The following is a 22,235-nucleotide window of genomic DNA, read 5'->3' as shown; positions in this document are numbered from 1 at the left end:
ACTGAGCTGGCTCACCTGGGCCAACCAGCGCTGAAAGGCTTGAGTATCCATGGTGGGCTGACCTCACAAGCGGATGTCTGCCTTAAAGCTTAGTCCTTGCAACACGGTCTTGGGACATAGCCTTTTTATTGGGGCGGATTACAGGTGCTTGAGCAGGACTTCCAGCGCAGCGGCCTGATCCTCGGCCAGATCAATGATGTGAAAACCGGCCCAGCAATGCTGGCCGTCGGCGCCAGGTCGGCTCCACAGGCAGTCGGCACCCAGAGTTACTTCGCACACGCCTTCAATCACCTGTTCGCTGACCAGGCGGCACTCCACCAGCTCGTCGGCGGTCAGCGGGGTGTCGCTGAACAGCATAAAGCCATCGGCGGACAGGTCGACCACGCGACCCAGGCGTTGCCCAGTGTGCAAGTCGAAGACTTCCAGCTGCACGTCGGCGTTATGCCGGCTGTGCAGGCGACGTTCGTCATCCATAGGAGTTCCTTATTCTTGGGGCTCAGCCGTGCGTCCGGTGAAACGCTGGAGCACGCGGTAAATGGCGGTAAGGGCACGGTCCACCAACGGTGCACCTCGTTCGGGGGTGACGATGCGCGCCAGCCCTTGTTCCATTTCAGTGGCCAGCAGGGTGAGTGGCTTGATTGCCACGCGCTGGCCGCTCTGGTCGACAAACATATAGTTGCGGGTTGTCGGGCTGAACCAGGACAGCTTGAGCGTGCGCACCTGTTCGCCATTGACGAACTCGAACCAGGTGCCGAACTCGATATGCCCCAGCTCTTTGGCCAGCGCCTGGGCGCGGGTCGAGAGTGTTGATTCGCGTGGTGCCAGGGTCGCTAGTGCAGCATCTTCGCCCAGCATGGCGCCCAAAGGGCTCTCTGGCAGTGTTGGTTTGAGCTGGGCTGCCACCTGCGGTTGTTTGGCCTGTACAGCGTGTTGGCAGGCCACCAGGTCCTGTAGCAGGCGGCGGATACCGTCCTCGTGGTAACCGCCGAGCAATTCCAGGCCTTTGCGCAGGTCTTCGAGCAGCGGCACGCGCAGTTTTTGTAGGCGTTCACGGCCTGCTTCATCGAGCAGGGTGCCGCTCCAGGCCAGCTGCTCAGCCGCTTCACAGGCGCGTTGCCATTCCGGGCTCGGTTCGCCATTGCGCAGCAGCACGAATACCAGTACATCGGCCCAGGTCAGCTCGAGGAAGTTGCGGATGATCGTTGGTGGCTGACGACTATTCAGGCTGTTGGATATCACCTCGACCGCATGCTGGCGTGCGCCGAGTAGTTTGTCGCGACCTTTGGCGGCTTCCACTGCGCGGCGTTCGCGCAGTTCGACCTTGTGCCTGAGGGTGGCAACGAATTCGTTGAACTCCTCCAGCAGGCTTTCAAACAGCTGCAGGTCGCCGAAGAAATCATGGATAACCCGCTCGACCACCCATTGCATCTTGGCTAGCAGGCCGCGCTCATCGCCTTCGCCGCCATACAGCACGCCAGCCTGGGCCATGGTGTTGAGTAAGCGGCGGGCCGGATGGTGGTGTTGGGTGAACAGCGCTTTGTCCAGCAGCGCCACTTTCAGGTAGGGCGTATGTAAGTGGGACAGAGTGGTCTTGCAGCTGTCCGGTAGATTGTCGTCATCCAGGATAAAGTCGAACAGCATGCCGACCAGGTCGATCACGTCGGCTTCCTGATCGGAAACCTTCTGCTGGCCAGGCAGCTCGCTGTGGGCTTCCAGCTGTTGTTGTAGATCCGCTTTCAGACCTTCTACCTGCTGCGGGCGATGCAGGCGTTGTGACAGGTCGTTGGCCGATTGTTGCTGCATGCGGTTGAGCGCATCCAGCAAGGCGGAGGCGCTGTAGGTGCTGGTCGCCTCGCGCGGAGTGAAGCTGGCAATACTGCGAGTGCCGCCAAGCAGCGGCGCGTCAATGTCGCGCTGGCGGTGTTCGCCCAGCAAGGTTGCCAGGCTGCCCAGTAATTCCTGCGGGTCGCTCGGCGGTGGGCCGCTCAAGTCTGTACTGGCAGCGTTGTAAGGTTGCCCTTGCGGCTGCGTAATGGCTGCAGTGCCTTGCCTTTGGCTGCTGGCGTTGCTCTCGGGCGTTTGTTCGGCCGGTGCGGTGGGCGTCGACTTGGGGCGTTCGGGCGGGTTGTTGCGTTGTGCGGTGTACTTCAGATTAGGCAGTACGCCAGCATCAATCAGGCGCTGATTCAACGCGGCATAGATACTGTCCAGACTATGCATGACGTGGGTGTCAAACAACGTATAAAGGATCACCTTTATACGCAGAGGAAACGGGCAGGGGGTCAGGGCGTCGCGAAAGGCCTGGGCAATCATCTGCGGGCCGAAGGGGTTGATGTCCTCGCCGAGCTTCTGGCCGTTATTCAGCAACGCCAGGCGTTGCTCCAGAGCAAACAGTGGTTGCGCGCAGCGTGCCTTGACCCGGCTGACCATATTGGTGACTTGCAGGCTTTCTTCATAATCCTCGTTCTGTACCAAGGCCATGTGCTCGGCGTCCAGTTCGCTGGCGCCGGGCGGCGGCTTGAGCTTGCCATCGAGGAAGTCCGAGAAGTTCTGCGCGATCTGCTGGTGGTAGCTGCGCTCTATCTGTGGGCGCTGCCTGCGGATCTCGCGCATGTTGTCGAAAAACAGGGTCTGCACCTGATTGTTCTCGGCCTTTTCGGCGCAGTCAAACAACGTATCGTCGACTTGGGCGAAGACGCCGGTCAGGTGTTCGGCCAGACGGTTCATCACCAGTTTTCGACAGCTTTGCACCAGGTCACCGAAGCGCGGCTGGATACCTCGGCTCGCAAGGGTCTGCGTTGAACCGGGTGAATTTGGCGGTATGCCCTGGTTACTCATGGACTTTCCTGGCTGGAGCCTTGCGGCTGATGCGTCCTGCAATGAATACAGGCATAGGGAAGATATAGCAGCCGCTCACTCAGCTGCAAATCATTGTACTAAAAGCAATTTAAGGGGTTGACAGGCGCTCGCGGAAACGTAAAATGGCGCGCCTCAGACACGGGAAACGATTTAACAACCGGTTCCGGTTTCTGAGAAAGGAAGCAAGTAGTTCCGCGATAGCTCAGTCGGTAGAGCAAATGACTGTTAATCATTGGGTCCCAGGTTCGAGTCCTGGTCGCGGAGCCAATCTTTCATCGGGGTATAGCGCAGTCCGGTAGCGCGCCTGCTTTGGGAGCAGGATGTCGGGAGTTCGAATCCCCCTACCCCGACCATTTTTGGGTCGTTAGCTCAGTTGGTAGAGCAGTTGGCTTTTAACCAATTGGTCGTAGGTTCGAATCCCACACGACCCACCATTTCAAGCATGCTTGAATGATAAAAAACCCGCGTAGTGCGGGTTTTTTATTGCCTGCTATTTATGGAGGTCTGGCGCGCAGATAAATGTAGGAGCGGCCCATGGCCGCGAACATAGCTTCGCGGGCATGGCCCGCTCCTACGGGCTTTGCAGATATATCTCAGTGCAGCTTGAGGCGCGGTTCGGTGCTGCGACCGATGCGGTCGCCGAGCATCATCAGCAGCGTGCGGGTTACGCCATACAGGGCGATTTGATGCATGCGGTAGAGCGACACGTAGAACATTCTAGCCAGCCAGCCTTCGAGCATCACGCTGCCGGTCAGGTTGCCCATTAGGTTACCGACCGCCGAGAAGGTCGACAGCGAGATCAGTGAGCCATAATCGCGGTAGCGATACTCCGGCAGGGCTTTGCCTTCAATGCGCAGCTTCAGCGATTTGGCCAGCAGCGAGGCTTGCTGGTGCGCCGCTTGTGCGCGTGGCGGTACGTTGCGGCCTTCGCTGCCGGATTGTGGGCAGGCGGCGCAGTCGCCGAAGGCAAAGATGTTGTCGTCCAGGGTGGTCTGTAGCGTCAGGTGCACCTGCAACTGGTTGATGCGATTGCTTTCCAGGCCATCCAGCTCGTTAAGGAAGTCAGGTGCGCGAATCCCTGCGGCCCAGACTTTCAAGGTGGCTGGAATAACCTGGCCCTGCGCGGTATGCAGCGCCTCGCGAGTCACCTGGCTGACGGCTGCGCCGGTAAGTACGGTTACGCCAAGCTTCTCCAGAGTTTTGTGCACCGGCTGGCTAATGCGCTCCGGCAGGGCTGGCAATACCCGCGGGCCGGCTTCGATCAGGGTGATGCGCATGTTTTCCGGGCTGATCCGGTCCAGGCCGTAGGCCGCCAGTTCACGCGCTGCGTGGTGCAACTCGGCCGCTAGCTCAACGCCTGTGGCGCCTGCACCGACGATAGCGATGTTGATCAGCTCTGTTGCCGCACCTTGGCTAGCGTGGGCGCGTAGGTAATGGCTGAGCAACTGACGATGGAAGCGCTCGGCCTGCTCGCGGGTGTCGAGAAACAGGCAGTGCTCGGCGGCGCCGGTGGTGCCGAAATCATTGGTGGTGCTGCCCACGGCGATGACCAGGCTGTCATAACTCAGCTCGCGTGCAGACATCAGCACCTGGCCGTCGTCATCCAGGGTGGCGGCCAGGCTGATGCGTTTTTCTGCACGGTTGAGGCCGCACATCCGCCCTAGCTGGAATTCGAAGTGATTCCACTTGGCTTGCGCCACGTAGTTCAGCTCATCGCCGGAGGAGTTCAACGAGCCTGCGGCCACTTCATGCAGCAGCGGTTTCCAGATATGCGTCAGGTTGGCGTCGACCAGGGTGATCCTGGCCTGGCCGCGTTTACCCAGGGTTCTACCCAGGCGGGTGGCAAGCTCCAGTCCGCCGGCTCCGCCGCCGACAATTACGATTTGATGAGTCATCAGACACGCTCACAAGGCTTTTAAGAAAAGCTGGCGAGTCGGCATGGGCGAGCGCTAAGCAGCTCATAGCACCAGTCGACTCAGAAGACGGCTCAGCACGCCCAGGCCAATCACGATGATCACGATGATCAGCAACAGTCGCCAGACCTTGAACGGCTGACGTTCGACCTGATGCTGAGGAGCGCTAAGGTATTGCTCGACGCGTTTTTGATCATCAGGGTTCAGGCGACTGGACATGCGTGCCTCGAATTAAGGGGCCGGTTGGCAATTGATGGGATCGATTGCAGGCTGAAGTGTTGGGCATTCTAGCCGCGCGGCTTATAAAGGCTCAACGCGCAGGGCGTCATTCAGGCGAATAATGCCCCCTTGCAGAACGCGCGCGGTAATTCCACCGTGGCCGCGCATGGCTTGAAAGGTGCCAAGCCCCAAGCGTTCTTCCAGCTTTGCACAGGGTTGGCACCAGCCAGTGGTTTCCAGAATCGCCTGGCCGAGGCGAAAGCGCCGGCCTTTGAGGCTGAACAGGTTGATTCCGCTGATGGCGATATTGCGCCGTAGTTCAGGCGCGCTGATTGGCTGTTCGGCGGGGCGGCCCATCAATGCGCTGATCACCGCCAGATGTTCCCATTGAATCAGGGTGACCTGCCGGGCATTGCGCGGCCCGGGGCGACTGTGGTCGCCGGTGAGGCCGGCTTCGCGGCGCGCTTCGACGGCCTCCAGCTCGATCATCTCTGCTCGCGAGGCAGGGCGCACGCCAATCCAGCGCACGCAGCCTTGTTGCGGCACGGCCGCGAGCAATTCGTGCAAAGGGCTCACAGGCTGATGCCCACGTCGAAGAGTACGGAGCGGCCGAGGTTGTTACGCAGAAAGTCCGGAGCGTCCGGGTGGGCGAAAAGTACACGCGCAAAGGTCGGGCCGACCAGTGACAGCGAGCGCCAACCCTGGCGGAGAAACTCGGTCGGCGGCGGAAAGTGGCTGTTGAAGTCCGGCACGGCACGCTTCAGGTTGACGTAGGCGAGCAGGTCCAGCTCGCCCAGATCAAGGCCGCGCTCTTTATAGTTGTGGGCTTTCTTGCGTAGGGTTGGCGTCAGCCGCTGTTGCAGTTCGGCTGCGGCAATGCGCCGTGGTTTGGCTTCGCGGCGCACCAGTTGGCTGAGGGAAAACGCGCTGCGGCGCCGCTCCAGTTCGGCGCGCCATTCATCATTTAGACGGCGGCCTTCGTCGAGGACGAAGAACACCTCAAAGCTGGCCTCGCGGAACAATACGTCAGGCGGTTCATGGTCGGCGGCGCTGAACTCATCCAGGCGGTGGCTGACATTCAGCGCTTGCAGCAGGCGTTGGCAAACCCAGCGCTCGCGCTCCCACTTGCGCGCGTTGGAGAGAAAGGCGTTGGCTTGTTCGGCCTGATGCGTCAGCAGGCGCAGGTAATCTGAGTCATCCATGGGCTCAGCTTAGCCTGCGCGGTTGGGTTGTTGGTACCCCTCTGCGACGCTTGTTGCGGGCTTTTCATGTGTTGCTGAGGGCCGCAGTTGTAGACTGCACAAGTCGGCCGCTATGACTTGGGGGTTGTTCCGCATGATTGCTGCGCACGTATTGTCTTCCAACAGTCAGATGCTGGGTTGGCTGATCTATCTGCCGCTGCTGTGTTGGGCGATCTGGCGTGCGCCTTGGGTTGAGCTTTGTAGTGATCTGCGTCGTCAGCATCTGTTCGCTGGCACGGCGCTGGCGCTGTTTGTGCTGTGGCTGGTGCGCCGCGATTTCGACTCGGGGCTGTCCTATCACTTTATCGGCATGACGGCGGTCACCTTGTTGCTGGATTGGCCGCTGGCCATGCTGGTGGGGCTGATTGCGCAACTGGGCTTGCTGGCGCTGGGCCGGCAGGATCTTGCTGCGCTGGGTGTCAATGGCGTGCTGCTGGTGGTGATTCCTGTGTGGGTGACCGAGGCCTGCGCGCTTGGGGTCGAGAAAAAACAGCCGCGCAATCTGTTCGTCTACATCTTCTGCAGTGGCTTCTTCGCCGCTGCGCTGGCGGCCTTGCTGTGTATCGCCGCCGCTTTCACCCTGCTCTGGGTGGACGGGCTGTTCCCGATGCCGCCCTGGCTCGAGGACTTTATCGGCTACCTCTGGCTGGTGATTTTTCCCGAGGCCTTTATCAACGGCATGCTGGTGACCGCGCTGGTGGTGTTCTATCCGGATTGGCTGGAAACCTTCAACCGCACGCGCTATCTGGCCGCGCCCTGGAAGGATGATGATTTGCCGCACTGATGGCTCGCCCTTCAGCGTTTCGATTGCGTCGCGCGGCTTGATCCAGATCAAGCTGCGCGAACGACGATGCGCGATCTTTCATCTATCAGTGAGGAGGGTGTGGGATGGGGGGGCATCAGTGGGCGAGGCAGGCAATCGAGCAGAGTTTGCAGGGAGTTGAGGCGCAGGGTTTTGATCAGGCTATGGCGTTGCGGGCATTGCTCAGCGCCGTGGTCGAGCGTAGCCGGGCGGCGCGCAGTGCGGCGGATCTGGCCGCAGAGCTGCAGTTTCTCGCGGATAATCTGGATGATGATCGCGATTACAGTTTTATGCGGCCTTGAGTCTCAGTGCTCGCGCGGCGGTAGCTCGCCAGAGAACAGGTCATCTTCCAGTGGGTTGCCGGGAATCGCATGCTCTTCCGAGGCCCAGGCGCCGAGGTCAATCAGTTTGCAGCGCTCGGAACAGAAGGGCCTGCTCGGGCTTTGCGGGCTCCACTCGACGGGTGCGCTGCAGGTAGGGCAGGCGACTAAGGTTGGCGTACTCATGCTTGGCCTCCACGTAGGTTCAGGTAAAAGGTATGGAGTCGTTCCACTTCGGCTCGCAGCCAGGGCAAATCTTGATCGTTAAGCAGTACATCGTGGGCGTGGCGCAGGCGTTCTTCACGGCTGGCCTGGGCCTTGAGAATAGCCTGCACCTGCTCGCTGGAGCTCTGGTCACGAGCCATGGTGCGCTGCACTTGCAGTTGCTCGGGCGCGTCCACCACCAGTATGCGCTGGGTCAATTTGTGCTGGCCGGACTCAACCAGCAGCGGCGAAACCAGAATGGCATAGGGTGATTCTGCGCGTGCCAGGTACTGAGTGATTTCTTGGCCGATAAGCGGATGCAGTAGCGCTTCGAGCCAGCGCCGCTCATTGGCATTGGCAAAAACCCGGTTGCGCAGTGCTGTGCGATCAAGCTGGCCGTCGGCCTGCAACACATCGCTGCCGAAGTGCTCGGCGATCTTGGCCAGCGCCGGCTTGCCCGGTTCAACCACCCAGCGCGCCGCATTGTCGGCATCGACCAGATGCACGCCTAGGTCGATAAAGTGTTGGGCGACAGCGCTCTTGCCGCTACCAATGCCGCCTGTAAGACCAAGAATCCAGGGTTTTGTGGTCAAGATGCGCACTCGTGTCAGCTATCCAGGGGCGCGATTGTAGTGCAGCTGCTGGGCTGCTGGCGAACGGTCGGGGCATGCCCGCTAAGTGCAGGGTCTTTCGATATGTCGCTGACGGGGTGCCGTAGTCCGGGTGCCGTCCGGTCTACGGCGCTTTATCAGAAACCGGCGATCTGCAGATAGCTGGAAGTGATTTGCTCACCCCAGAGCAAGGCAATCCAACCAGCAATCGCCAAATAAGGGCCGAAAGGGATAGGCGTGCTGGTTTCAGCGTTACGCAAGCGCAGCATTATTAAACCCAGTACTGCGCCAACCAACGACGACAGTAGTATCGTTAGCGGCAATACCTGCCACCCCCCCCATGCGCCGAGCATCGCCAGCAGCTTGAAGTCGCCATAGCCCATGCCTTCTTTGCCAGTTACCAGCTTGAACAGCCAGTACACCGACCAGAGGCTCAAGTACCCGGCAATCGCGCCCCAGAGCGCGTCCTCCAGGCTGGTAAACAGGCCGAAGCTATTGGCAATCAAGCCAAGCCAAAGTAGCGGCAACACTAGTGAGTCCGGCAGCAGTTGATGATCGACATCGATCAGGCTCATCGCCAGCAGGCCCCAAGTTAACAGCAGCATCGCGCCAGCCTGCCAGGTAAAGCCGAAGTGCCAGGCGATAAAGGCCGACAATAAACCGCAAGCCAGCTCAACCAGTGGGTAGCGCATGCTGATAGGTGCTTTACAGCTTGAGCACTTGCCACGCAGAAATAGGTAGCTGATAACTGGAATATTCTCCCAGGGGCTTATTTCATGGGCGCAGTGCGGGCAGCTTGAGTTTGGGAGTACCAAGTTGAATGTTGCTGCCTGGGGGGCGGCGGGCAACGTCAATATCTCTCGGGCCTGCTCGCGCCATTCGCGCTGCATCATTTTTGGTAAGCGATAGACTACAACATTGAGAAAACTACCTATCAATAAGCCAATTATCAGTGCGCACAAAATAAAGGCCAGCGCATGGCTGGCCAGAAATTCGATTACGGACATAAGTTAAACAACTGCGCCAAGCTGGAAGATTGGCAGGTACATAGCAATGATCAAACCGCCCACCAGTACGCCGAGCACCGACATAATCAGTGGCTCCATTAGGGCGGTTAGACCGTCGACAGCGTTGTCGACCTCCGCTTCGTAGTAGCTGGCCACTTTATCTAGCATCATATCCAGTGCGCCCGACTCTTCGCCGATAGCAGTCATTTGTATTGCCATTGAGGGGAACACAGCAGTACTACGCATAGAGAAGTTCAGCTGCATACCGGCGCTAACATCCTGCTTGATTTTATTGACGGCATTTTTGAATACGATATTGCCGGTAGCCCCTGCTACAGAGTCCAGTGCCTCAACGAGAGGTACGCCGGCAGCAAAGGTGGTTGCGAGAGTGCGGGCATAACGGGCTACAGATGATTTGTAGATGATGTCACCAACGATTGGTGCTTTGAGGGCGGTGCGGTCAATCCAATTTCTGAACTTCTCAGAGCGCTTTTTAAACTCGGCCAGTGTAAATGCTGCGGCAAACATACCGATCAGAATGACGAGCCACCACTTTTGTAAAGCTTGTGAAATTCCTATTACAAATTGAGTAAATGCAGGAAGTTCAGCGCCAAAATTTGCAAATACAGATTCAAATTGCGGTACAACTTTGATCAGGAGAATGGCAGAAACGATCAATGCAACCAAAACTACTGCAATAGGGTAGTTCATGGCTTTTTTGATTTTAGCTTTAAGTGCTTCGGTCTTTTCTTTATAAGTGGCTACTCGGTCCAGTAGGTTTTCAAGGGCGCCGGCTTGTTCGCCCGCGTCGACTAGGTTGCAGAACAGGTCATCAAAGTGTTCTGGGCGGGTGCGCAGTGACGCTGCAAAACTATTACCGGCAGCAACGTGCTGTTTGATGTCATCAACCAGCTTGCGCATGTTCGGGTTGTCTAGCCCTTCGCCGATAATTTCAAAAGACTGGAGCAGCGGTACGCCAGCTTTCATCATGGTTGCCATTTGCCGAGCAAACAGCGCAATGTCCATCGGTTTGATTTTCTTTCCTGCGCTGAGCAGGGAGGCAGACTTTTTGCGCACCTTGGTTGGGTTGATGCCTTGCTTGCGCAGTTGGGCCTTTACCAGTGCAGGGTTCTGGCCGCTGACTTCACCTTTTATTTTGGCGCCCTGCTTATTAGTGCCTTCCCAGGCGAAGGTGCTGGTTTTTAGTGCTTTAACGGCCATCAGGTTAGTCCTTAGTCACGCGGTTCACTTCGGCGAGGCTGGTCACGCCCTGCATGGCCTTCAGCAGTGCTGAAGTGCGCAGGTCATTAAAGCCGTCTTTGCGCATCTGGATTGAAATATCAATAGAGTTGCCTTCCTCCATAATAATCCGTTGCAGGGCTGGCGTGTTTTTAACCACTTCATAAATACCGACACGACCTTTATAGCCGCCGTTGCAGTTTTCGCAGCCTACCGGTCCGTAAATCTTGAAGGTACCGACCTTATCTTCTGGAAAGCCTTCCTCTAGCAGAGTTTCGCGGGGAACTGGTATTTCTTTTTTGCAGTTATTGCAGAGCTTACGGGCTAGGCGTTGAGCAATAATCAGGTTGACCGAGGTGGCAATGTTGAATGACGGTACGCCCATATTGCGCAAGCGGGTCAGGGTTTCTGCAGCGCTATTGGTGTGCAGGGTCGACATGACCATGTGGCCGGTCTGGGCTGCTTTGATGGCGATGGACGCGGTGTCTAGGTCGCGAATTTCTCCCACCATGATGATGTCGGGGTCCTGGCGCAGAAACGATTTAAGTGCCGCAGTAAAGTCCATGCCTTGCTTGGGGTTTACGTTGACTTGGTTGATACCCTCCAGGTTGATTTCCACCGGGTCTTCTGCGGTGGAAATATTCACGTCAACGGTATTGAGAATATTTAGGCCGGTGTACAGCGATACGGTTTTGCCAGAGCCCGTGGGGCCGGTAACCAGAATCATGCCCTGAGGTTGCTTGAGTGCCGACATATAAAGTTCTTTCTGCGATTCTTCATAGCCCAGGGCGTCGATGCCCATCTGGGCGCTGGCAGAGTCAAGAATCCGCATCACGATTTTCTCGCCCCAAAGGGTTGGGCACGTGCTGACGCGAAAGTCGATTGATTTACTTTTGGAGATGCGCATCTTGATGCGCCCATCCTGAGGTTTGCGTCGTTCGGAAATATCCAGGCCGGCCATAACCTTTAATCGCGCAGAAATTCGCGGGGATAGCTGAATAGGTGGGCGGGCTATTTCATGCAAGATGCCATCGGTGCGGAAGCGTACGCGATAGGCTTTTTCATAGGGTTCGAAGTGCAGGTCTGATGAGCCGCCTTTAATTGCATCAAGCAGCATCTTGTTGACGAAGCGTACGACTGGTGCGTCATCTGCGGAGTTTCCTTCGCCCGCGACCTCGGCATCATCGCTGACGGCTTCGACATCCAGCCCATCCAAGTCAACGTCAGCAAGGTCTTCCATTCCGCTGGCAGCGGAGTCGAAAAATTTATCAATCGCATCGCCGAGCTTGTCATCTTCTACCAAGATCGCTTCAGTGTTCAGTCCAGTACTGAATTGGATATCGGTGACGGCCTGGTGGTTGGTTGGGTCAGAAACTGCGATAAACAGTTTGTTGCCGCGCCGCCATAGCGGCAGTACCCGATGTTGGCGCACCAGCTTTTCGGTCACTAAATCTTTTGGCTGGCTTTCCTTCTCGATGGCATTTAGGTCAACAAAGGATACACCGAACTGCTCGCTGGCCAGTTCGGCCAAAACGCGGCTTTTTACCAGCTTGTTCTGTACTAGATAGGTGACCAGCGACAGCTTATTTCGCTGTGCCTGGCTTTGTGCCTGCTGGGCAGTTTTTTCATCCAAAAGCTCTGCCAGTACCATCTGTCGGGCCAAGCCGGTAAGGGACACACTATCGTTCATCATGGGCTCCATAACAGTATTTGTCTTATAGCGCAGTTGCTAAAGGTGTGCCAATTGCAAGAAAGGGCGGTGACAAAAAATGGCACTAATTGAGTTTTTACGTGGCTGGTAGCGCCGTTCTATGCCGGCTCTTTGTTTTTGAATATGAGGGTTTGTTGCTGGTGGCGTAGGCTTCGGTTGAGGGTGAAGCAGGGCAAAAAAAAAGACCGCAGGAGCGGTCTTTTTAAAGTGCTGGACAAAGACTGCCCAGCACTTTTATTAGCGGCAGTTAGCCGGCAGGAACTTGTCGATGATGGTGGTGGTTGCGCTGGTGCAGTCCCAGGTAATCGAGCCGGTGGAGTTGGCGTCGGAAATTGCTGCGCCGTTGATTTGTGGTACGAAGGCCAGAACGTCGGTACCTGCGCCAAGTTGTGGGATGCCGCCCATGGTAACGGAGATGGTGCCGTTGGCGGCGTCAACTGCAATGGCGGAGATCAGGTTGGTGATGAGGTTTGCTTGGTCGGCTGCGAGTACGGCCGAGTAAGCTGCTACGCCGGCAATGCCGTTGTCAGCAAATACATCGGTTACGCCGATTTTGATGGAGCTGGCTGCGATCATACCTTCAGATACCTTGGCGCGAACGGTGTAATCCTGATAGGCAGGCAGGGCAACGGCCGCCAGAATGCCGATGATGGCAACTACGATCATCAGTTCGATCAGGGTAAAGCCTTTTTGCATGGTTTTCATGTGACGCTCTCCAGAGTTATTGGCGGCAACGATGTGTTGCACTGCAGTTGGATAAGCAGATTGCGTGCCAGGTTTTGGTGGGTGGCGAGATCGTTGAGGGGCTTGGCGCCTGTGCACTTATCCGTGGGTTACCACTGATTCTCTGGCTGCCCGTATTATTGAGCTCATTCGCGAGTGCTGACCTCGGTGCCGCGCCTTTTGCTAGCCCCTTTAACAGTCCTTGAATTGCCGGGAGAGAATATGCCTTTACGATTTAAAGCGTTTTTTATACACCTGAGTCTGTCTGCGGTGCTTGCTGTGCCGGCTGTGTTGTTGGTTTTCAAACTGTGGTATCCGGCGCCGCTGCATGTGGCCGTTGGTGTGACAAAGATTTTTTTATTGTTATTGCTGGTCGATGTGGTGCTCGGGCCGCTGTTGACATTGTTGGTGTACAAGCCTGGCAAAAAAACGCTGGTGCTGGATCTCACGGTGATTGCCATGTTGCAGCTGTCTGCGCTTTGTTACGGCTTGTGGGTAGTCGCCGAGGGGCGTCCGGCCTGGTTGGTATTTAATTCCGACCGTTTTGACCTGGTGAGGGTTTTGGATATTGATGGGCGCAAGTTGAGTAGCGCCCTTCCTGAATACCGCAGCCCTCCACAGTTTGGCCCGCGCTGGGTTGCCGCTGTGTCGCCGGTCGATGCCGCTGCTCGAAATGAGCTGATGTTCGAGGCGGGGTTAGGTGGGAGTGACCTGCCGCAGCGGCCTGATCTTTATCGGCCCCTGGTAGATGTTCAGGATGAGATACGGCAGCGTTCGCGTTCGATATCTGGATTGCAGGACTTCAATTCGGTTGAGGATGTGCAGGCGGTTACTCGCGAGTGGCCTGCAGCCGGGTCCTGGTTGCCGTTGATGGCTGGTGTGCCAATGGTGGTGTTGCTTCACAAGGAAAGCTACGAGGTCCTGGCTGTTGTGGATCTCCGCCCTTGGCTATGACAGTCATCGGCAATTCATCCTTTGCGGTATCCCGATCAATCCCTAGGGTGGATTTGTAGGGGCAGTGAGCCTCGGTGAGTCAGTTTCGTTGTGCAACCATCAGATAATTAATTCGTGCTTGGCTTGTGCTGCACGTTTGCGTATGGGTGTGCAGTGGATTAATCCTGCATGTCAGCTTCACAGGCTCAGTCGCATCGACAAATCCACTGCTTTAACATCCTTGGTCAGTGTGCCAATCGACACGTAGTCCACTCCGGTTTCGGCAATCGCCCGTAAGGTACTTTCGTTCACCCCGCCCGAGGCTTCGAGTTTTGCGCGGCCGGCGGTGAGTGCTACGGCCTCGCGCATTTCATTCAGGCTCAGTTCGTCGAGCATGATGATGTCCGCGCCGGCATCCAATGCTTCGCGCAACTCATCCAGGCTTTCCACTTCGACTTCCACCGGCTTGCCTGGGGCAATCTTGTGGGCGGCGGTTACGGCTTGGGCGATGCCGCCGCAGGCGGCGATGTGGTTTTCCTTTATAAGGAAGGCGTCATAGAGGCCGATGCGGTGGTTGTGACAGCCGCCTTGGGTTACTGCGTATTTTTGCGCCAGGCGCAGGCCGGGTAGGGTTTTGCGGGTGTCGAGCAGTTTTACGGCGGTGCCTTGTACCAATTCGGCATAGTGCTGGCAGCGGGTGGCGACAGCGGAGAGCGTCTGCAGAAAGTTTAGGGCACTACGCTCGCCGCTGAGCAGGGCGCGGGCAGGGCCTTCCAGTTCAAAGAGTACCTGATTGGGTTCGGCGCGTTGGCCGTCCTGGATATGCCAGTGCACGGCGACCCGCGGGTCGAGTTGGCGGAATACCGCGTCGACCCAGGCGGTGCCGCAGATTATTGCGGATTCGCGGGTGATGACTTTTGCATGCGCCAGGCGTTCGGCGGGGATCAGCTGTGCGGTGATGTCGCCGCTGCCAATATCCTCTGCCAGTGCACGGCGCACATTGGCCTCGATTTCGTTGGCGAGGTCAGCGAGGATAAGGTTAGGCATGATGAGCTCCAGTCAGCAGAATGCGCCGATTATAGGGATTGATGGCTGTTTGCGCAGTGTTTGCAGCTGTTCTCTGGCAGCTGTAAGGCTATGCTGGTGGAGGTTCTTCGTTAGCTGCATGCAGCTGCAACGCATAGCGTGTTGCGTTGGTCGTATGCAGGTAACCGTTGGGAAGCTGTGATGCTGCATCTGTGACGCGGGTCATGTCTGAAGGAAAAGTCCGCTTGGTATGCGCGCGCGCATCCCTATAATGGCTTTACATTTTAGAATTGTTGACGCCAGGCCTTTGACGTTACGGATGACGCTCAGTTGATCGCTGTGCAGATCGGTCCGCCCAAGAGGGGCAGTCTGCAGGAGACTCGCAATGAAGACTGATGCGAACGTGGTTCACCTGAATAAGGTGGCCTCTGAGCAATCGCCCACCTCGCCGGTAGGAAGACTGCCTGTGGCGCTGACAAATGTGCGTGACAAAGCGGCGCAACAGCTGAAAACAGCGTTGCAGGCGCTGTTCGACAATGCGGACGATACGCTGTTCGAGATGGCTGATCGTGCCACCAGCAATACTGAGCAGAATGCTTTCTTTGAGGCGATGCGCGATCTGCGCTTGAAGCGCAAAAATATCGAGCGTGGCTTTCTGCAGAAGGTCTTCGAAGCCTTCGCCACCCTGAATCAATATGAGATCGGCAAGCCTGCACCCTTAGATGCGGTGTCGTTTGACAGCTTGTCACTGGTGCAGAACGACGCGCTGGAAGAATCGGTGGCGCTGGATTCTATGGTCGCCAAGGTCATGAGCCGAGATGCTACAGCCCTCGGTCACCTGACTACGCGCTTCAACGCCATGGTCAGCAAGAAGCTGGATGACAAGACCAATCCCGTCGGTCCTGCCAGCCTCTGCGAATTCTTCCTCGATGCTTGCAGCAGCCTGGGTGTCGAGATCCGGGTCAAGCTGATCATACTTAAGCTGTTTGAGAAGTATGTACTCAGTGATCTCGACCAGTTGTATGCCGAGGCCAACCAGGCATTGATTGCCGCTGGGGTGTTGCCGGAGCTTAAATCTGCGCCAGCACGGCGTAATCCTTCGCGCGCTAGCGCAGCAGCTGGCGGTGCTCGCCAGGATGCCTCGCCGGAGCTGTCGGCGGAGTTTGCTGATGAAGGCGTGCAGGAAGTGTTCGGCGCGCTGCAGGAATTGCTCTCCCAAGCGCGTGGCACGCTGGTGCCTCGACGCAATCGGCCGGCGGACGCCATGCCGATCTCCAGCAATGACCTGATGCGCCTGCTCTCACATATGCAACAGCGTGCGCCCGCGCAGGTCAGTGATGATTTTGATTTGCGCGAGCAGTTAGAAGGTTTGCTGACCCGTGCCAGTGCCAAAGCTGGTAAGGCGCGGGTGGTCGGTGAGGTTGATGAAGACGTTATCAATCTGGTGTCGATGCTCTTCGAGTTTATTCTCGACGATCGCACCTTGCCGGATTCGCTTAAGGCGCTGATTGGCCGCTTGCAGATCCCGATGTTGAAAGTGGCGGTGATCGATAAGACCTTCTTTAGTCGTGGCAGTCACCCAGCCCGCCGTCTGCTCAACGAAATCGCCTCTGCTGCCCTGGGTTGGGGTGAGCAGGACGATGCGCAGCGCGACAGCCTGTATCAGAAGATTGAGCAGGTGGTGCAACGTCTGCTCAATGACTTTGTCGATGATCCGGTGATCTTCTCCGAGCTGCTGGCAGAGTTCCTGGCATTTACCGGTGATGAGCGCCGTCGTAGCGAACTGCTTGAGCAGCGCACCCGCGATGCCGAAGAGGGCAGTGCCAAGGCTGCATTGGCGCGACGTGAAGTCGAACAGGCGCTGAATGAGCGTTTGCTCGGCAAGACCTTACCGGAAGTAGTGGTGCGTCTGCTGCAGGAAGCCTGGAGCAAGGTGCTGATGTTGACCTGCCTGAAGCACGGCATTGATTCAGCCGAGTGGCAGGCTGCGCTGACGACTATGGACGATCTGGTCTGGAGCGTTGAGCTGCACGAAGAGCCGGAAGCGCGCATGCGCTTGCTGGAGATGGTGCCGGGGCTGCTCAAGGCACTGCGTGAAGGTATGGCCAGCGCCGCTTTTGATCCGTTCTCCACGGGTGAGTTTTTCAGCCAGCTGGAGGCTTTGCATGTGCAGGCCTTTCAGCGTTTCAAGCGCAGCCTGCCGGAAGAAAACCCACAGGGCGATGCGCCAGCGCTTGTTGAAATCGACGAAGAGCAGCGCGCTGCCTTGGCCGAAGCCGGTATCGAGTTGCCATTGTTGGAGTTGCCAGCCGAGGAAGCGGTGGAAGAGCCGGCGATGGTCGAGGTGGTAGAGGAGATCATTCTGCTGGCGCCTGGCGAGCTGCGGGCCGCTGAGCCGGAAGCCAGCCTGCCGGACGACGATGAGTCGCTACTGCAGGTCGATAACCTGCGGGTCGGTAGCTGGGTCGAATTCCAGGAAGATGAAGAGCACAAGCTGCGTTGCAAGTTGGCGGCGGTGATCAAGCCAACCGGCAAGTACATCTTCGTCAACCGTACCGGTATGAAGGTGCTGGAGAAAACCCGTATGGGCCTGGCCGTGGAGTTCCGCCGCAGTGCGATTCGCCTGCTCGATGATGCGCTGTTGTTTGATCGGGCTCTGGAGTCGGTGATCGGCAACCTGCGCAAGCTCAAGGGCGCTTGATAGCCTGTAATTGATGGGTTACCACAACGCCGCCGGGGTAATGCCTAGGCGGCGTTTTTGCATTCGTGTGTTTGCTTGGGTATGTGCCCTTGGCCTTGAGCAAGTGCTGCACTAGAGTGGTGACTCGTTCTAGGAGTCTTTATGCAGCTGGACCCTTTCAGTGGCTGGTGCGATGGTATCCAGCACTGCCCGTCGCCGAACTTCAACCAGCGGCCGCTGGGTGAAGTTTCTCTATTGGTCATCCATAACATTAGCTTGCCGCCGGGGCAGTTCGGCACGGGCAAGGTGCAGGCTTTTTTTCAGAACCGCCTGGATGCGCATGAGCATCCCTATTTCGAAAGCATTGCCAGCCTTCAGGTATCCGCGCATTTCTTTATCGAGCGTGATGGAGTCGTAACGCAATTCGTCTCCTGTAATGAGCGCGCCTGGCATGCTGGTGTGTCGCGGTTTGCCGAGCGGGAAAACTGTAATGATTTTTCCTTAGGCATTGAGCTTGAAGGCACTGATGATCTGCCGTTCACGGCTGCACAGTATGCGGCACTGATTAAGCTGACCCGCCAGCTGCAAACGGCTTACCCGGCCATCACTCTGCAGCGTATCTGTGGCCACAGCGATATCGCGCCAGGGCGCAAGACTGACCCCGGCTCGGCATTCGACTGGCAGCGCGTGCGCTTGGCATTGCAGCAAGACAAGGAACTGACATGAATTTTCTGGTGCTACTGATGGTGCTGTGGATAGAGAAGTTCTCGTCCTGGCGTAAACCCATTCAGCATGATGGCCCTTGGCTGCGCTTGTTGGCCGCAGTTGAGAGCCGGCCGCAGTGGGTTGAGCGCCCATGGCTGATGCTGGCGTTACTGGTGCTGTTGCCGTTGCTGGCGCTAGGGCTGATTCTGCTGATGCTGGAGCCCGTGGCGTACGGCTGGTTAGCCCTACCAGTGCACCTGCTGGTGGTGATTTACAGTCTGGGGCGTGGTGATTTGCTGACGGCGCTGGGGCCATTTCGCGACAGCTGGCGCCGTGAGGATAGCGAAGCCGCGTATCTGGTGGCGCGTCGTGATCTAGCCCTGGAGGCGGACGATGAGGGCGAGTTACTACAGCGCGTTCAGGGGTATCTGGTGTGGCAGGCCTACCAGAGCTTTTTTGCGGTGATTTTCTGGTACGCGTTGCTCGGGCCGCTGGCAGCGCTGGCGTATAGGTTAATTGCCCTGGTTAGCGAGCATGCCACTCTGCCTGCTTTACGTGATGCCGCCGTACAGGTGCGTCACGGCTTCGACTGGCTGCCGGTGCGTGTGTTGGCTGCCAGCTTTGCCCTAGTGGGCAATTTTGCTGGGGTCAGCCGGGCCTTGTTGCATGAGCTGCTCAGCTGGGATATCAGCGCTGCCCAGCTGGTGATCATTACCGCGCGGGCTGCTGGCGAGACGCCGGAGCCGGTGATTGGCGAAATCGGTGTCAGCAGCCTGGATGGGCTGTGGCAATTGTTGGTGCGTGCCGCAGTGTTTTGGTATGCGGTTTTTGCCGTATGGACCCTGGTTACCTAACGCTGTTTATTCGTTCCACAACCAGGCCGCGCCCCGCACACCGCTGGAGTCGCCGTGCCTGGCCTGCAGCAGGCGTGTGTTGACCTGATCGGAAAACACATAGCGCGGCAGTAATGGCATTACCTGAGAATAGAGCGCGGTGCTGTTGGACATGCCGCCGCCCAGCACAATCACATGCGGATCAGTCAGGTTGATTACTGACGCCAGCCCGCGAGCCAGCTGGTCGCAGTAGCGGGCAACCGCCTGCTGCGCTGCTGGATTTCCCGCTTCTGCGGCGCTGACTATGGCGCTTGCATCCAGGCCTAAATTGCTGCGGGCTGCCCAGCCTGGGCCGCTGAGAAAGGTTTCAATGCAATCTTCCAAGCCGCAGTAACAGCGTCTGCTCGGACCCTCTTCAGTGCGGCGCCAGGGCAGCGGGTTATGCCCCCATTCGCCGGCAATGGAGTTAGGGCCGCTGAGCAATTGTTGGTGCACGACCAGGCCGCCCCCGACGCCAGTTCCAAGAATCACCCCGAAAACACTTGCGGCACCTTCGCCTGCTCCATCGCAGGCTTCCGAGAGAGCAAAACAGTCGGCGTCATTGGCCAGGCGTACCGGACGTTGCAGGCGCTGCTCAAGGTCGGCTTGCAGATCCTCACCGATCAAACACTGCGAGTTGGCATTCTTGATCCGCCCATGGTCGGGGGAGCGTGTGCCGGGGATGCCGACACCGACGCTGCCGCGGCGACCCAGTTCGCGCTCGCAATCTTCAACTAAGCTGGCAATCAGGGTGACGGTCTTCTGGTAGTCGCCCTGCGGTGTTGGGGCGCGGCGGCGCAATACAGGCAGGCCATTTTCCAGTGCGATTATTTCGACTTTGCTACCACCCAGATCAATGCCGAGCTTTAGTGAGGTGCGCATCATTAACCTTAAGTTACAGAGGTTGAGGTCGATAAGAGGTATACATGACGCCAAGCTCGATCACTTTTTTGTGACATGTGTCACGTTAATCTGCCCGTATATACCCCGTTGATGGAAATGCCGCAGGTCGAGCAACAAAGGACATACAGACCGTCGTTTGAGATCCTGCGCGGCTGTTTTGTAACCTTACACGACAATAATTAGAACTGGAGACGTCCTGTGAAGAGCGTGTTGTATCCGGCCATCGCGCTAATGAATCGCCTCAGCTTCGGCATGAAGTTCAGTTTGATCAGCGTTCTGTTCTTTCTGCCCATGCTGGTCACAAACTTCTATCTGGTGCGTGACTCCTACCGGCAGTTCGTCAGTACCCAGGCGGCCCTCGAAAGTATTGATCTACTCGGCGAAAGCCTGACGCTGCGGCGTAATCTTGAAGACTTCGTAGACCTCATTGAGATCAACGCGATGATTGGCCAGTCCGGCCAAGCGGGTGACCTTGTGGCGCGTCTGGTCAAGGTGCAAGACGGCCTCGGCGAAACGCTGCAAGCTATGGTCGCGGTCGTGCGCGAACCTGAGCAGGTCGAGGAGTTCAACAACAAGCGTGATCAGCTGATTGCTGAGCTGGGCGCGGTGCAAGCCGAAACCTCGTTGCAGGGCAAGATTGCTTTGGCCGAAAAACTGCTGGGCAGCTCTCAGGTGTTTATCAAGCTGGTCGCCGCGCAAGCCGGCTTGAGCCAGGACCGTCAGGGCGCCGTGCGGCAGATGATCGAACTAATCACTGTGGACACGCCCAAAGTCACTGTGGCGCTTAGTGAGGGCCGTGCGGTGGGTGCCTATTCGCTAGCCCAGGGTTTTCTCAATTCATCGGCAAGTACCACATTTGACGAACTGCTGCTGGAGCTGGAAAAGCTGCATGCCGAGTATGGTTTGAACCTGCAGGCGTCGCTTAACAGCAGCGCGCAGGCCCGCACAGAGCTCGCCAGCCAGGCCGCGAGCAGTCTGGAAACCTTGAAAACCACAGCCGTGCTGTTTGAAGACAAGGTGGTTATCGCTGACTCGCTGGATACGCCCTGGGCGCAGTTCTACGCCGATGTCAGCGGAGCCATGGCGCAGACCTATCAGTTAAATGATGCAGTGCTGGTATTCCTCGACAAGCAATTGCAGGCGCGCCTGGAGGATAACCGTACGCAAATGGTGCTGCTGGTCGCCGCCCTGGTCGTGGTGTTCCTGCTGATTGTCTACCTGTACGGCGGCTTCTACGTATCGATCCGCACCACCTTGAAGAAGCTCGGCCAGGTAATGAATCAAGTGGCCGCCGGCGATATGACCGTTACCTTCAAGGCGCAGAGTCAGGACGAACTGGGCGAGCTGGGTCAGGTATTTAACGAGACGGTGAGCAAGATTCACCAGTTGATCGAGCGCGTGGGGCAGACCGTGGTTGAGGTTGAGCGCCAGGCGGATCGTGTGCAGCAGGTCTCCGGTGAAAGTAACCAGGCGGTTGCTGGTCAGCGTGGGCAGATCGACCTGATCGCCACCGCAATGAATCAGATGTCTGCCACAGCCCAGGAAGTGGCGCACAGTGCTGCCGCAGCGGTGGGCAGCGCGCAGAGCGTGAATGATGAGACGGTCAGCGGTCGTGCGCTGGTCGAATCGCAGGTTGGCAGCATTCAGCGCCTGGCCGGTGAGATCGATCAGTCGGTTGCAGTGATCAACAAACTGGCCAGCGATAGCGCCTCGATCAGCCAGGTGCTGGACGTGATCAAGGGCATTGCCGAACAGACCAACCTGCTGGCGCTCAACGCCGCCATTGAGGCCGCGCGTGCCGGTGAGCAGGGGCGCGGCTTTGCCGTGGTGGCCGACGAGGTGCGTAACCTGGCCAAGCGTACGCAGCAGTCCACCGAAGAGATCGAGTCAATGATCGCCAAACTGCAGAGTGGCGTGGGCGCGGCGGTTAAAGCGATGAATGCCAGTCATCAGATGGCCGATACCACCGTCAGCGAGTCGGGCAAGGTGCAGCAGGCGCTGGAGAATATCCTTGGTGCGGTGGGCATGATCGTCGATCAGAACCAGCAGATCGCCACTGCTGCCGAAGAGCAGACTGCTGTGGCGCATGATATCGATCAGAACATTGTCGAAATCAGTCAGGCCGGCGAGCGCACTGCCGAGGGTGCCAGCCAGACTGAGCAGGCCAGCCGTGAACTGTCTGGGCTGGTGGCGCGCTTGAAGCAGCTGATCGGCGCATTCCGCGTCTGATTAGCAACTCGCTTGAAAAAGCCCGCCACCCTGGCGGG

At 57.7% G+C, this 22,235-nt stretch carries 21 protein-coding genes, 3 tRNA genes and 1 pseudogene; 11 read left to right on the top strand and 14 right to left on the bottom strand.

The annotated features are described in order from the left end of the window. Positions 1 to 138: 138 nt before the first annotated feature. Positions 139 to 474 (bottom strand): PilZ domain-containing protein, encoded by a 336-nt coding sequence (locus AACX99_RS18480; protein ID WP_339413893.1) that lies wholly within the window; start codon positions 472 to 474, stop codon positions 139 to 141. A 9-nt stretch (positions 475 to 483) separates the two neighbouring features. Beyond that, positions 484 to 2,838 carry a DUF1631 domain-containing protein gene (locus AACX99_RS18475; protein ID WP_339413892.1) on the bottom strand — a complete coding sequence of 785 codons (2,355 nt, stop codon included), beginning with the start codon at positions 2,836 to 2,838 and terminating at the stop codon, positions 484 to 486. A 212-nt stretch (positions 2,839 to 3,050) separates the two neighbouring features. On the opposite strand from AACX99_RS18475, the gene AACX99_RS18470 reads away from it, so the two are divergent. From AACX99_RS18470 to AACX99_RS18460, 3 genes are all read left to right on the top strand, one after another. Further along, positions 3,051 to 3,126 (top strand) — tRNA-Asn (locus AACX99_RS18470). A 9-nt stretch (positions 3,127 to 3,135) separates the two neighbouring features. Next, positions 3,136 to 3,212: transfer RNA gene (locus tag AACX99_RS18465), tRNA-Pro, on the top strand. 5 nt (positions 3,213 to 3,217) lie between these two features. Then, positions 3,218 to 3,293 (top strand) — tRNA-Lys (locus AACX99_RS18460). A gap of 159 nt (positions 3,294 to 3,452) precedes the next feature. Here the strand turns inward: AACX99_RS18460 and AACX99_RS18455 are convergent. The 4 genes from AACX99_RS18455 to AACX99_RS18440 form a co-directional block, all read right to left on the bottom strand. Further along, positions 3,453 to 4,754, bottom strand: coding sequence for an NAD(P)/FAD-dependent oxidoreductase (locus tag AACX99_RS18455; RefSeq protein WP_339413891.1), 1,302 nt, complete (start codon positions 4,752 to 4,754; stop codon positions 3,453 to 3,455). Between the two features lie 63 nt (positions 4,755 to 4,817). Next, entirely contained in the window at positions 4,818 to 4,991 is a 174-nt protein-coding gene (locus AACX99_RS18450) for a DUF3094 family protein (protein WP_160013157.1), read from the bottom strand. A gap of 81 nt (positions 4,992 to 5,072) precedes the next feature. Beyond that, the gene (locus tag AACX99_RS18445; protein WP_339413890.1) at positions 5,073 to 5,567 is read right to left on the bottom strand and encodes an MOSC domain-containing protein; all 495 of its coding nucleotides are present in this window, start codon (positions 5,565 to 5,567) and stop codon (positions 5,073 to 5,075) included. Next, positions 5,564 to 6,193: a DUF1780 domain-containing protein gene (locus AACX99_RS18440; protein ID WP_339413889.1), complete on the bottom strand. Its 630-nt coding sequence runs from the start codon at positions 6,191 to 6,193 to the stop codon at positions 5,564 to 5,566. Before AACX99_RS18440 ends, AACX99_RS18445 begins: the two co-directional genes overlap by 4 nt. Before the next feature lie 133 nt (positions 6,194 to 6,326). Between AACX99_RS18440 and AACX99_RS18435 the strand changes: the two genes are divergently transcribed. Then, positions 6,327 to 7,016 carry an energy-coupling factor ABC transporter permease gene (locus tag AACX99_RS18435; protein WP_339413888.1) on the top strand — a complete coding sequence of 230 codons (690 nt, stop codon included), beginning with the start codon at positions 6,327 to 6,329 and terminating at the stop codon, positions 7,014 to 7,016. A 104-nt stretch (positions 7,017 to 7,120) separates the two neighbouring features. Continuing rightward, complete coding sequence (locus AACX99_RS18430; protein WP_339413887.1) at positions 7,121 to 7,336, top strand: hypothetical protein; 216 nt, start codon at positions 7,121 to 7,123, stop codon at positions 7,334 to 7,336. Positions 7,337 to 7,339: 3 nt separating this feature from the next. Here the strand turns inward: AACX99_RS18430 and yacG are convergent, their stop codons facing one another. From yacG to AACX99_RS18400, 6 genes are all read right to left on the bottom strand, one after another. Continuing rightward, positions 7,340 to 7,540, bottom strand: coding sequence for a DNA gyrase inhibitor YacG (gene yacG / locus AACX99_RS18425; RefSeq protein WP_339413886.1), 201 nt, complete (start codon positions 7,538 to 7,540; stop codon positions 7,340 to 7,342). Beyond that, complete coding sequence (gene coaE, locus AACX99_RS18420) at positions 7,537 to 8,151, bottom strand: dephospho-CoA kinase (RefSeq protein WP_339413885.1); 615 nt, start codon at positions 8,149 to 8,151, stop codon at positions 7,537 to 7,539. Before coaE ends, yacG begins: the two co-directional genes overlap by 4 nt. Before the next feature lie 155 nt (positions 8,152 to 8,306). Then, positions 8,307 to 9,176 carry a prepilin peptidase gene (locus tag AACX99_RS18415; protein WP_339413884.1) on the bottom strand — a complete coding sequence of 290 codons (870 nt, stop codon included), beginning with the start codon at positions 9,174 to 9,176 and terminating at the stop codon, positions 8,307 to 8,309. A 3-nt stretch (positions 9,177 to 9,179) separates the two neighbouring features. Next, positions 9,180 to 10,397, bottom strand: a complete 1,218-nt coding sequence (locus tag AACX99_RS18410) for a type II secretion system F family protein (RefSeq protein WP_339413883.1) — start codon at positions 10,395 to 10,397, stop codon at positions 9,180 to 9,182. A 4-nt stretch (positions 10,398 to 10,401) separates the two neighbouring features. Then, the gene (pilB, locus tag AACX99_RS18405; RefSeq protein WP_339413882.1) at positions 10,402 to 12,105 is read right to left on the bottom strand and encodes a type IV-A pilus assembly ATPase PilB; all 1,704 of its coding nucleotides are present in this window, start codon (positions 12,103 to 12,105) and stop codon (positions 10,402 to 10,404) included. Positions 12,106 to 12,363: 258 nt separating this feature from the next. Beyond that, a complete protein-coding gene (locus AACX99_RS18400; protein WP_339413881.1) occupies positions 12,364 to 12,831 on the bottom strand; it encodes a pilin in 468 nt (155 codons plus the stop codon). A gap of 240 nt (positions 12,832 to 13,071) precedes the next feature. Between AACX99_RS18400 and tfpZ the strand changes: the two genes are divergently transcribed. After that, positions 13,072 to 13,803: a TfpX/TfpZ family type IV pilin accessory protein gene (tfpZ, locus tag AACX99_RS18395; protein WP_339413880.1), complete on the top strand. Its 732-nt coding sequence runs from the start codon at positions 13,072 to 13,074 to the stop codon at positions 13,801 to 13,803. 177 nt (positions 13,804 to 13,980) lie between these two features. Here tfpZ and nadC read toward each other — a convergent pair whose 3' ends face one another. Next, positions 13,981 to 14,829 carry a carboxylating nicotinate-nucleotide diphosphorylase gene (nadC, locus tag AACX99_RS18390; RefSeq protein ID WP_339413879.1) on the bottom strand — a complete coding sequence of 283 codons (849 nt, stop codon included), beginning with the start codon at positions 14,827 to 14,829 and terminating at the stop codon, positions 13,981 to 13,983. Positions 14,830 to 15,193: 364 nt separating this feature from the next. Here nadC and AACX99_RS18385 point away from each other — a divergent pair, with 364 nt between their 5' ends. The 3 genes from AACX99_RS18385 (at position 15,194) to ampE (ending at position 19,047) form a co-directional block, all read left to right on the top strand. Next, the gene (locus tag AACX99_RS18385) at positions 15,194 to 17,509 is read left to right on the top strand and encodes a DUF1631 domain-containing protein (protein ID WP_339413878.1); all 2,316 of its coding nucleotides are present in this window, start codon (positions 15,194 to 15,196) and stop codon (positions 17,507 to 17,509) included. Positions 17,510 to 17,650: 141 nt separating this feature from the next. Then, a complete protein-coding gene (gene ampD / locus AACX99_RS18380; protein WP_339413877.1) occupies positions 17,651 to 18,214 on the top strand; it encodes a 1,6-anhydro-N-acetylmuramyl-L-alanine amidase AmpD in 564 nt (187 codons plus the stop codon). Next, a complete protein-coding gene (gene ampE / locus AACX99_RS18375; protein WP_339413876.1) occupies positions 18,211 to 19,047 on the top strand; it encodes a regulatory signaling modulator protein AmpE in 837 nt (278 codons plus the stop codon). Before ampD ends, ampE begins: the two co-directional genes overlap by 4 nt. 6 nt (positions 19,048 to 19,053) lie before the next feature. On the opposite strand, the gene AACX99_RS18370 is transcribed toward ampE, so the two are convergent. After that, positions 19,054 to 19,947, bottom strand: coding sequence for an ROK family protein (locus AACX99_RS18370; protein ID WP_339413875.1), 894 nt, complete (start codon positions 19,945 to 19,947; stop codon positions 19,054 to 19,056). 252 nt (positions 19,948 to 20,199) lie between these two features. Between AACX99_RS18370 and AACX99_RS22280 the strand changes: the two are divergent. Both AACX99_RS22280 and AACX99_RS22275 read left to right on the top strand, forming a co-directional pair. Continuing rightward, positions 20,200 to 21,339 (top strand): annotated as a pseudogene (locus tag AACX99_RS22280) (HAMP domain-containing protein); the annotation flags it as partial. 144 nt (positions 21,340 to 21,483) lie between these two features. After that, positions 21,484 to 22,197 (top strand): methyl-accepting chemotaxis protein, encoded by a 714-nt coding sequence (locus AACX99_RS22275; RefSeq protein WP_445261887.1) that lies wholly within the window; start codon positions 21,484 to 21,486, stop codon positions 22,195 to 22,197. The last annotated feature ends 38 nt before the right edge of the window (positions 22,198 to 22,235 follow it).

This window comes from Pseudomonas sp. EA_35y_Pfl2_R5, from assembly GCF_963970805.1.
In the GTDB taxonomy this organism is placed as follows: domain Bacteria; phylum Pseudomonadota; class Gammaproteobacteria; order Pseudomonadales; family Pseudomonadaceae; genus Aquipseudomonas.
Note: the sequence above shows the minus strand (reverse complement) of the source record. Positions and strands in the feature narration are given on the sequence as shown.

What these genes read in the sequence shown, in the direction of transcription:
- AACX99_RS18455 (WP_339413891.1), bottom strand. Translation starts at nt 4,754, where the DNA reads ATGACTCATCAAATCGTAATTGTCGGCGGCGGAGCCGGCGGACTGGAG.
- ampD (WP_339413877.1), top strand. Translation starts at nt 17,651, where the DNA reads ATGCAGCTGGACCCTTTCAGTGGCTGGTGCGATGGTATCCAGCACTGC.
- AACX99_RS18480 (WP_339413893.1), bottom strand. Translation starts at nt 474, where the DNA reads ATGGATGACGAACGTCGCCTGCACAGCCGGCATAACGCCGACGTGCAG.
- AACX99_RS18410 (WP_339413883.1), bottom strand. Translation starts at nt 10,397, where the DNA reads ATGGCCGTTAAAGCACTAAAAACCAGCACCTTCGCCTGGGAAGGCACT.
- AACX99_RS18440 (WP_339413889.1), bottom strand. Translation starts at nt 6,193, where the DNA reads ATGGATGACTCAGATTACCTGCGCCTGCTGACGCATCAGGCCGAACAA.
- nadC (WP_339413879.1), bottom strand. Translation starts at nt 14,829, where the DNA reads ATGCCTAACCTTATCCTCGCTGACCTCGCCAACGAAATCGAGGCCAAT.
- pilB (WP_339413882.1), bottom strand. Translation starts at nt 12,105, where the DNA reads ATGAACGATAGTGTGTCCCTTACCGGCTTGGCCCGACAGATGGTACTG.
- tfpZ (WP_339413880.1), top strand. Translation starts at nt 13,072, where the DNA reads ATGCCTTTACGATTTAAAGCGTTTTTTATACACCTGAGTCTGTCTGCG.
- AACX99_RS18430 (WP_339413887.1), top strand. Translation starts at nt 7,121, where the DNA reads ATGGGGGGGCATCAGTGGGCGAGGCAGGCAATCGAGCAGAGTTTGCAG.
- ampE (WP_339413876.1), top strand. Translation starts at nt 18,211, where the DNA reads ATGAATTTTCTGGTGCTACTGATGGTGCTGTGGATAGAGAAGTTCTCG.
- AACX99_RS18385 (WP_339413878.1), top strand. Translation starts at nt 15,194, where the DNA reads ATGAAGACTGATGCGAACGTGGTTCACCTGAATAAGGTGGCCTCTGAG.
- AACX99_RS18370 (WP_339413875.1), bottom strand. Translation starts at nt 19,947, where the DNA reads ATGCGCACCTCACTAAAGCTCGGCATTGATCTGGGTGGTAGCAAAGTC.
- AACX99_RS18415 (WP_339413884.1), bottom strand. Translation starts at nt 9,176, where the DNA reads ATGTCCGTAATCGAATTTCTGGCCAGCCATGCGCTGGCCTTTATTTTG.
- AACX99_RS18400 (WP_339413881.1), bottom strand. Translation starts at nt 12,831, where the DNA reads ATGAAAACCATGCAAAAAGGCTTTACCCTGATCGAACTGATGATCGTA.
- AACX99_RS22275 (WP_445261887.1), top strand. Translation starts at nt 21,484, where the DNA reads ATGAATCAGATGTCTGCCACAGCCCAGGAAGTGGCGCACAGTGCTGCC.
- AACX99_RS18435 (WP_339413888.1), top strand. Translation starts at nt 6,327, where the DNA reads ATGATTGCTGCGCACGTATTGTCTTCCAACAGTCAGATGCTGGGTTGG.
- AACX99_RS18475 (WP_339413892.1), bottom strand. Translation starts at nt 2,838, where the DNA reads ATGAGTAACCAGGGCATACCGCCAAATTCACCCGGTTCAACGCAGACC.
- yacG (WP_339413886.1), bottom strand. Translation starts at nt 7,540, where the DNA reads ATGAGTACGCCAACCTTAGTCGCCTGCCCTACCTGCAGCGCACCCGTC.
- AACX99_RS18450 (WP_160013157.1), bottom strand. Translation starts at nt 4,991, where the DNA reads ATGTCCAGTCGCCTGAACCCTGATGATCAAAAACGCGTCGAGCAATAC.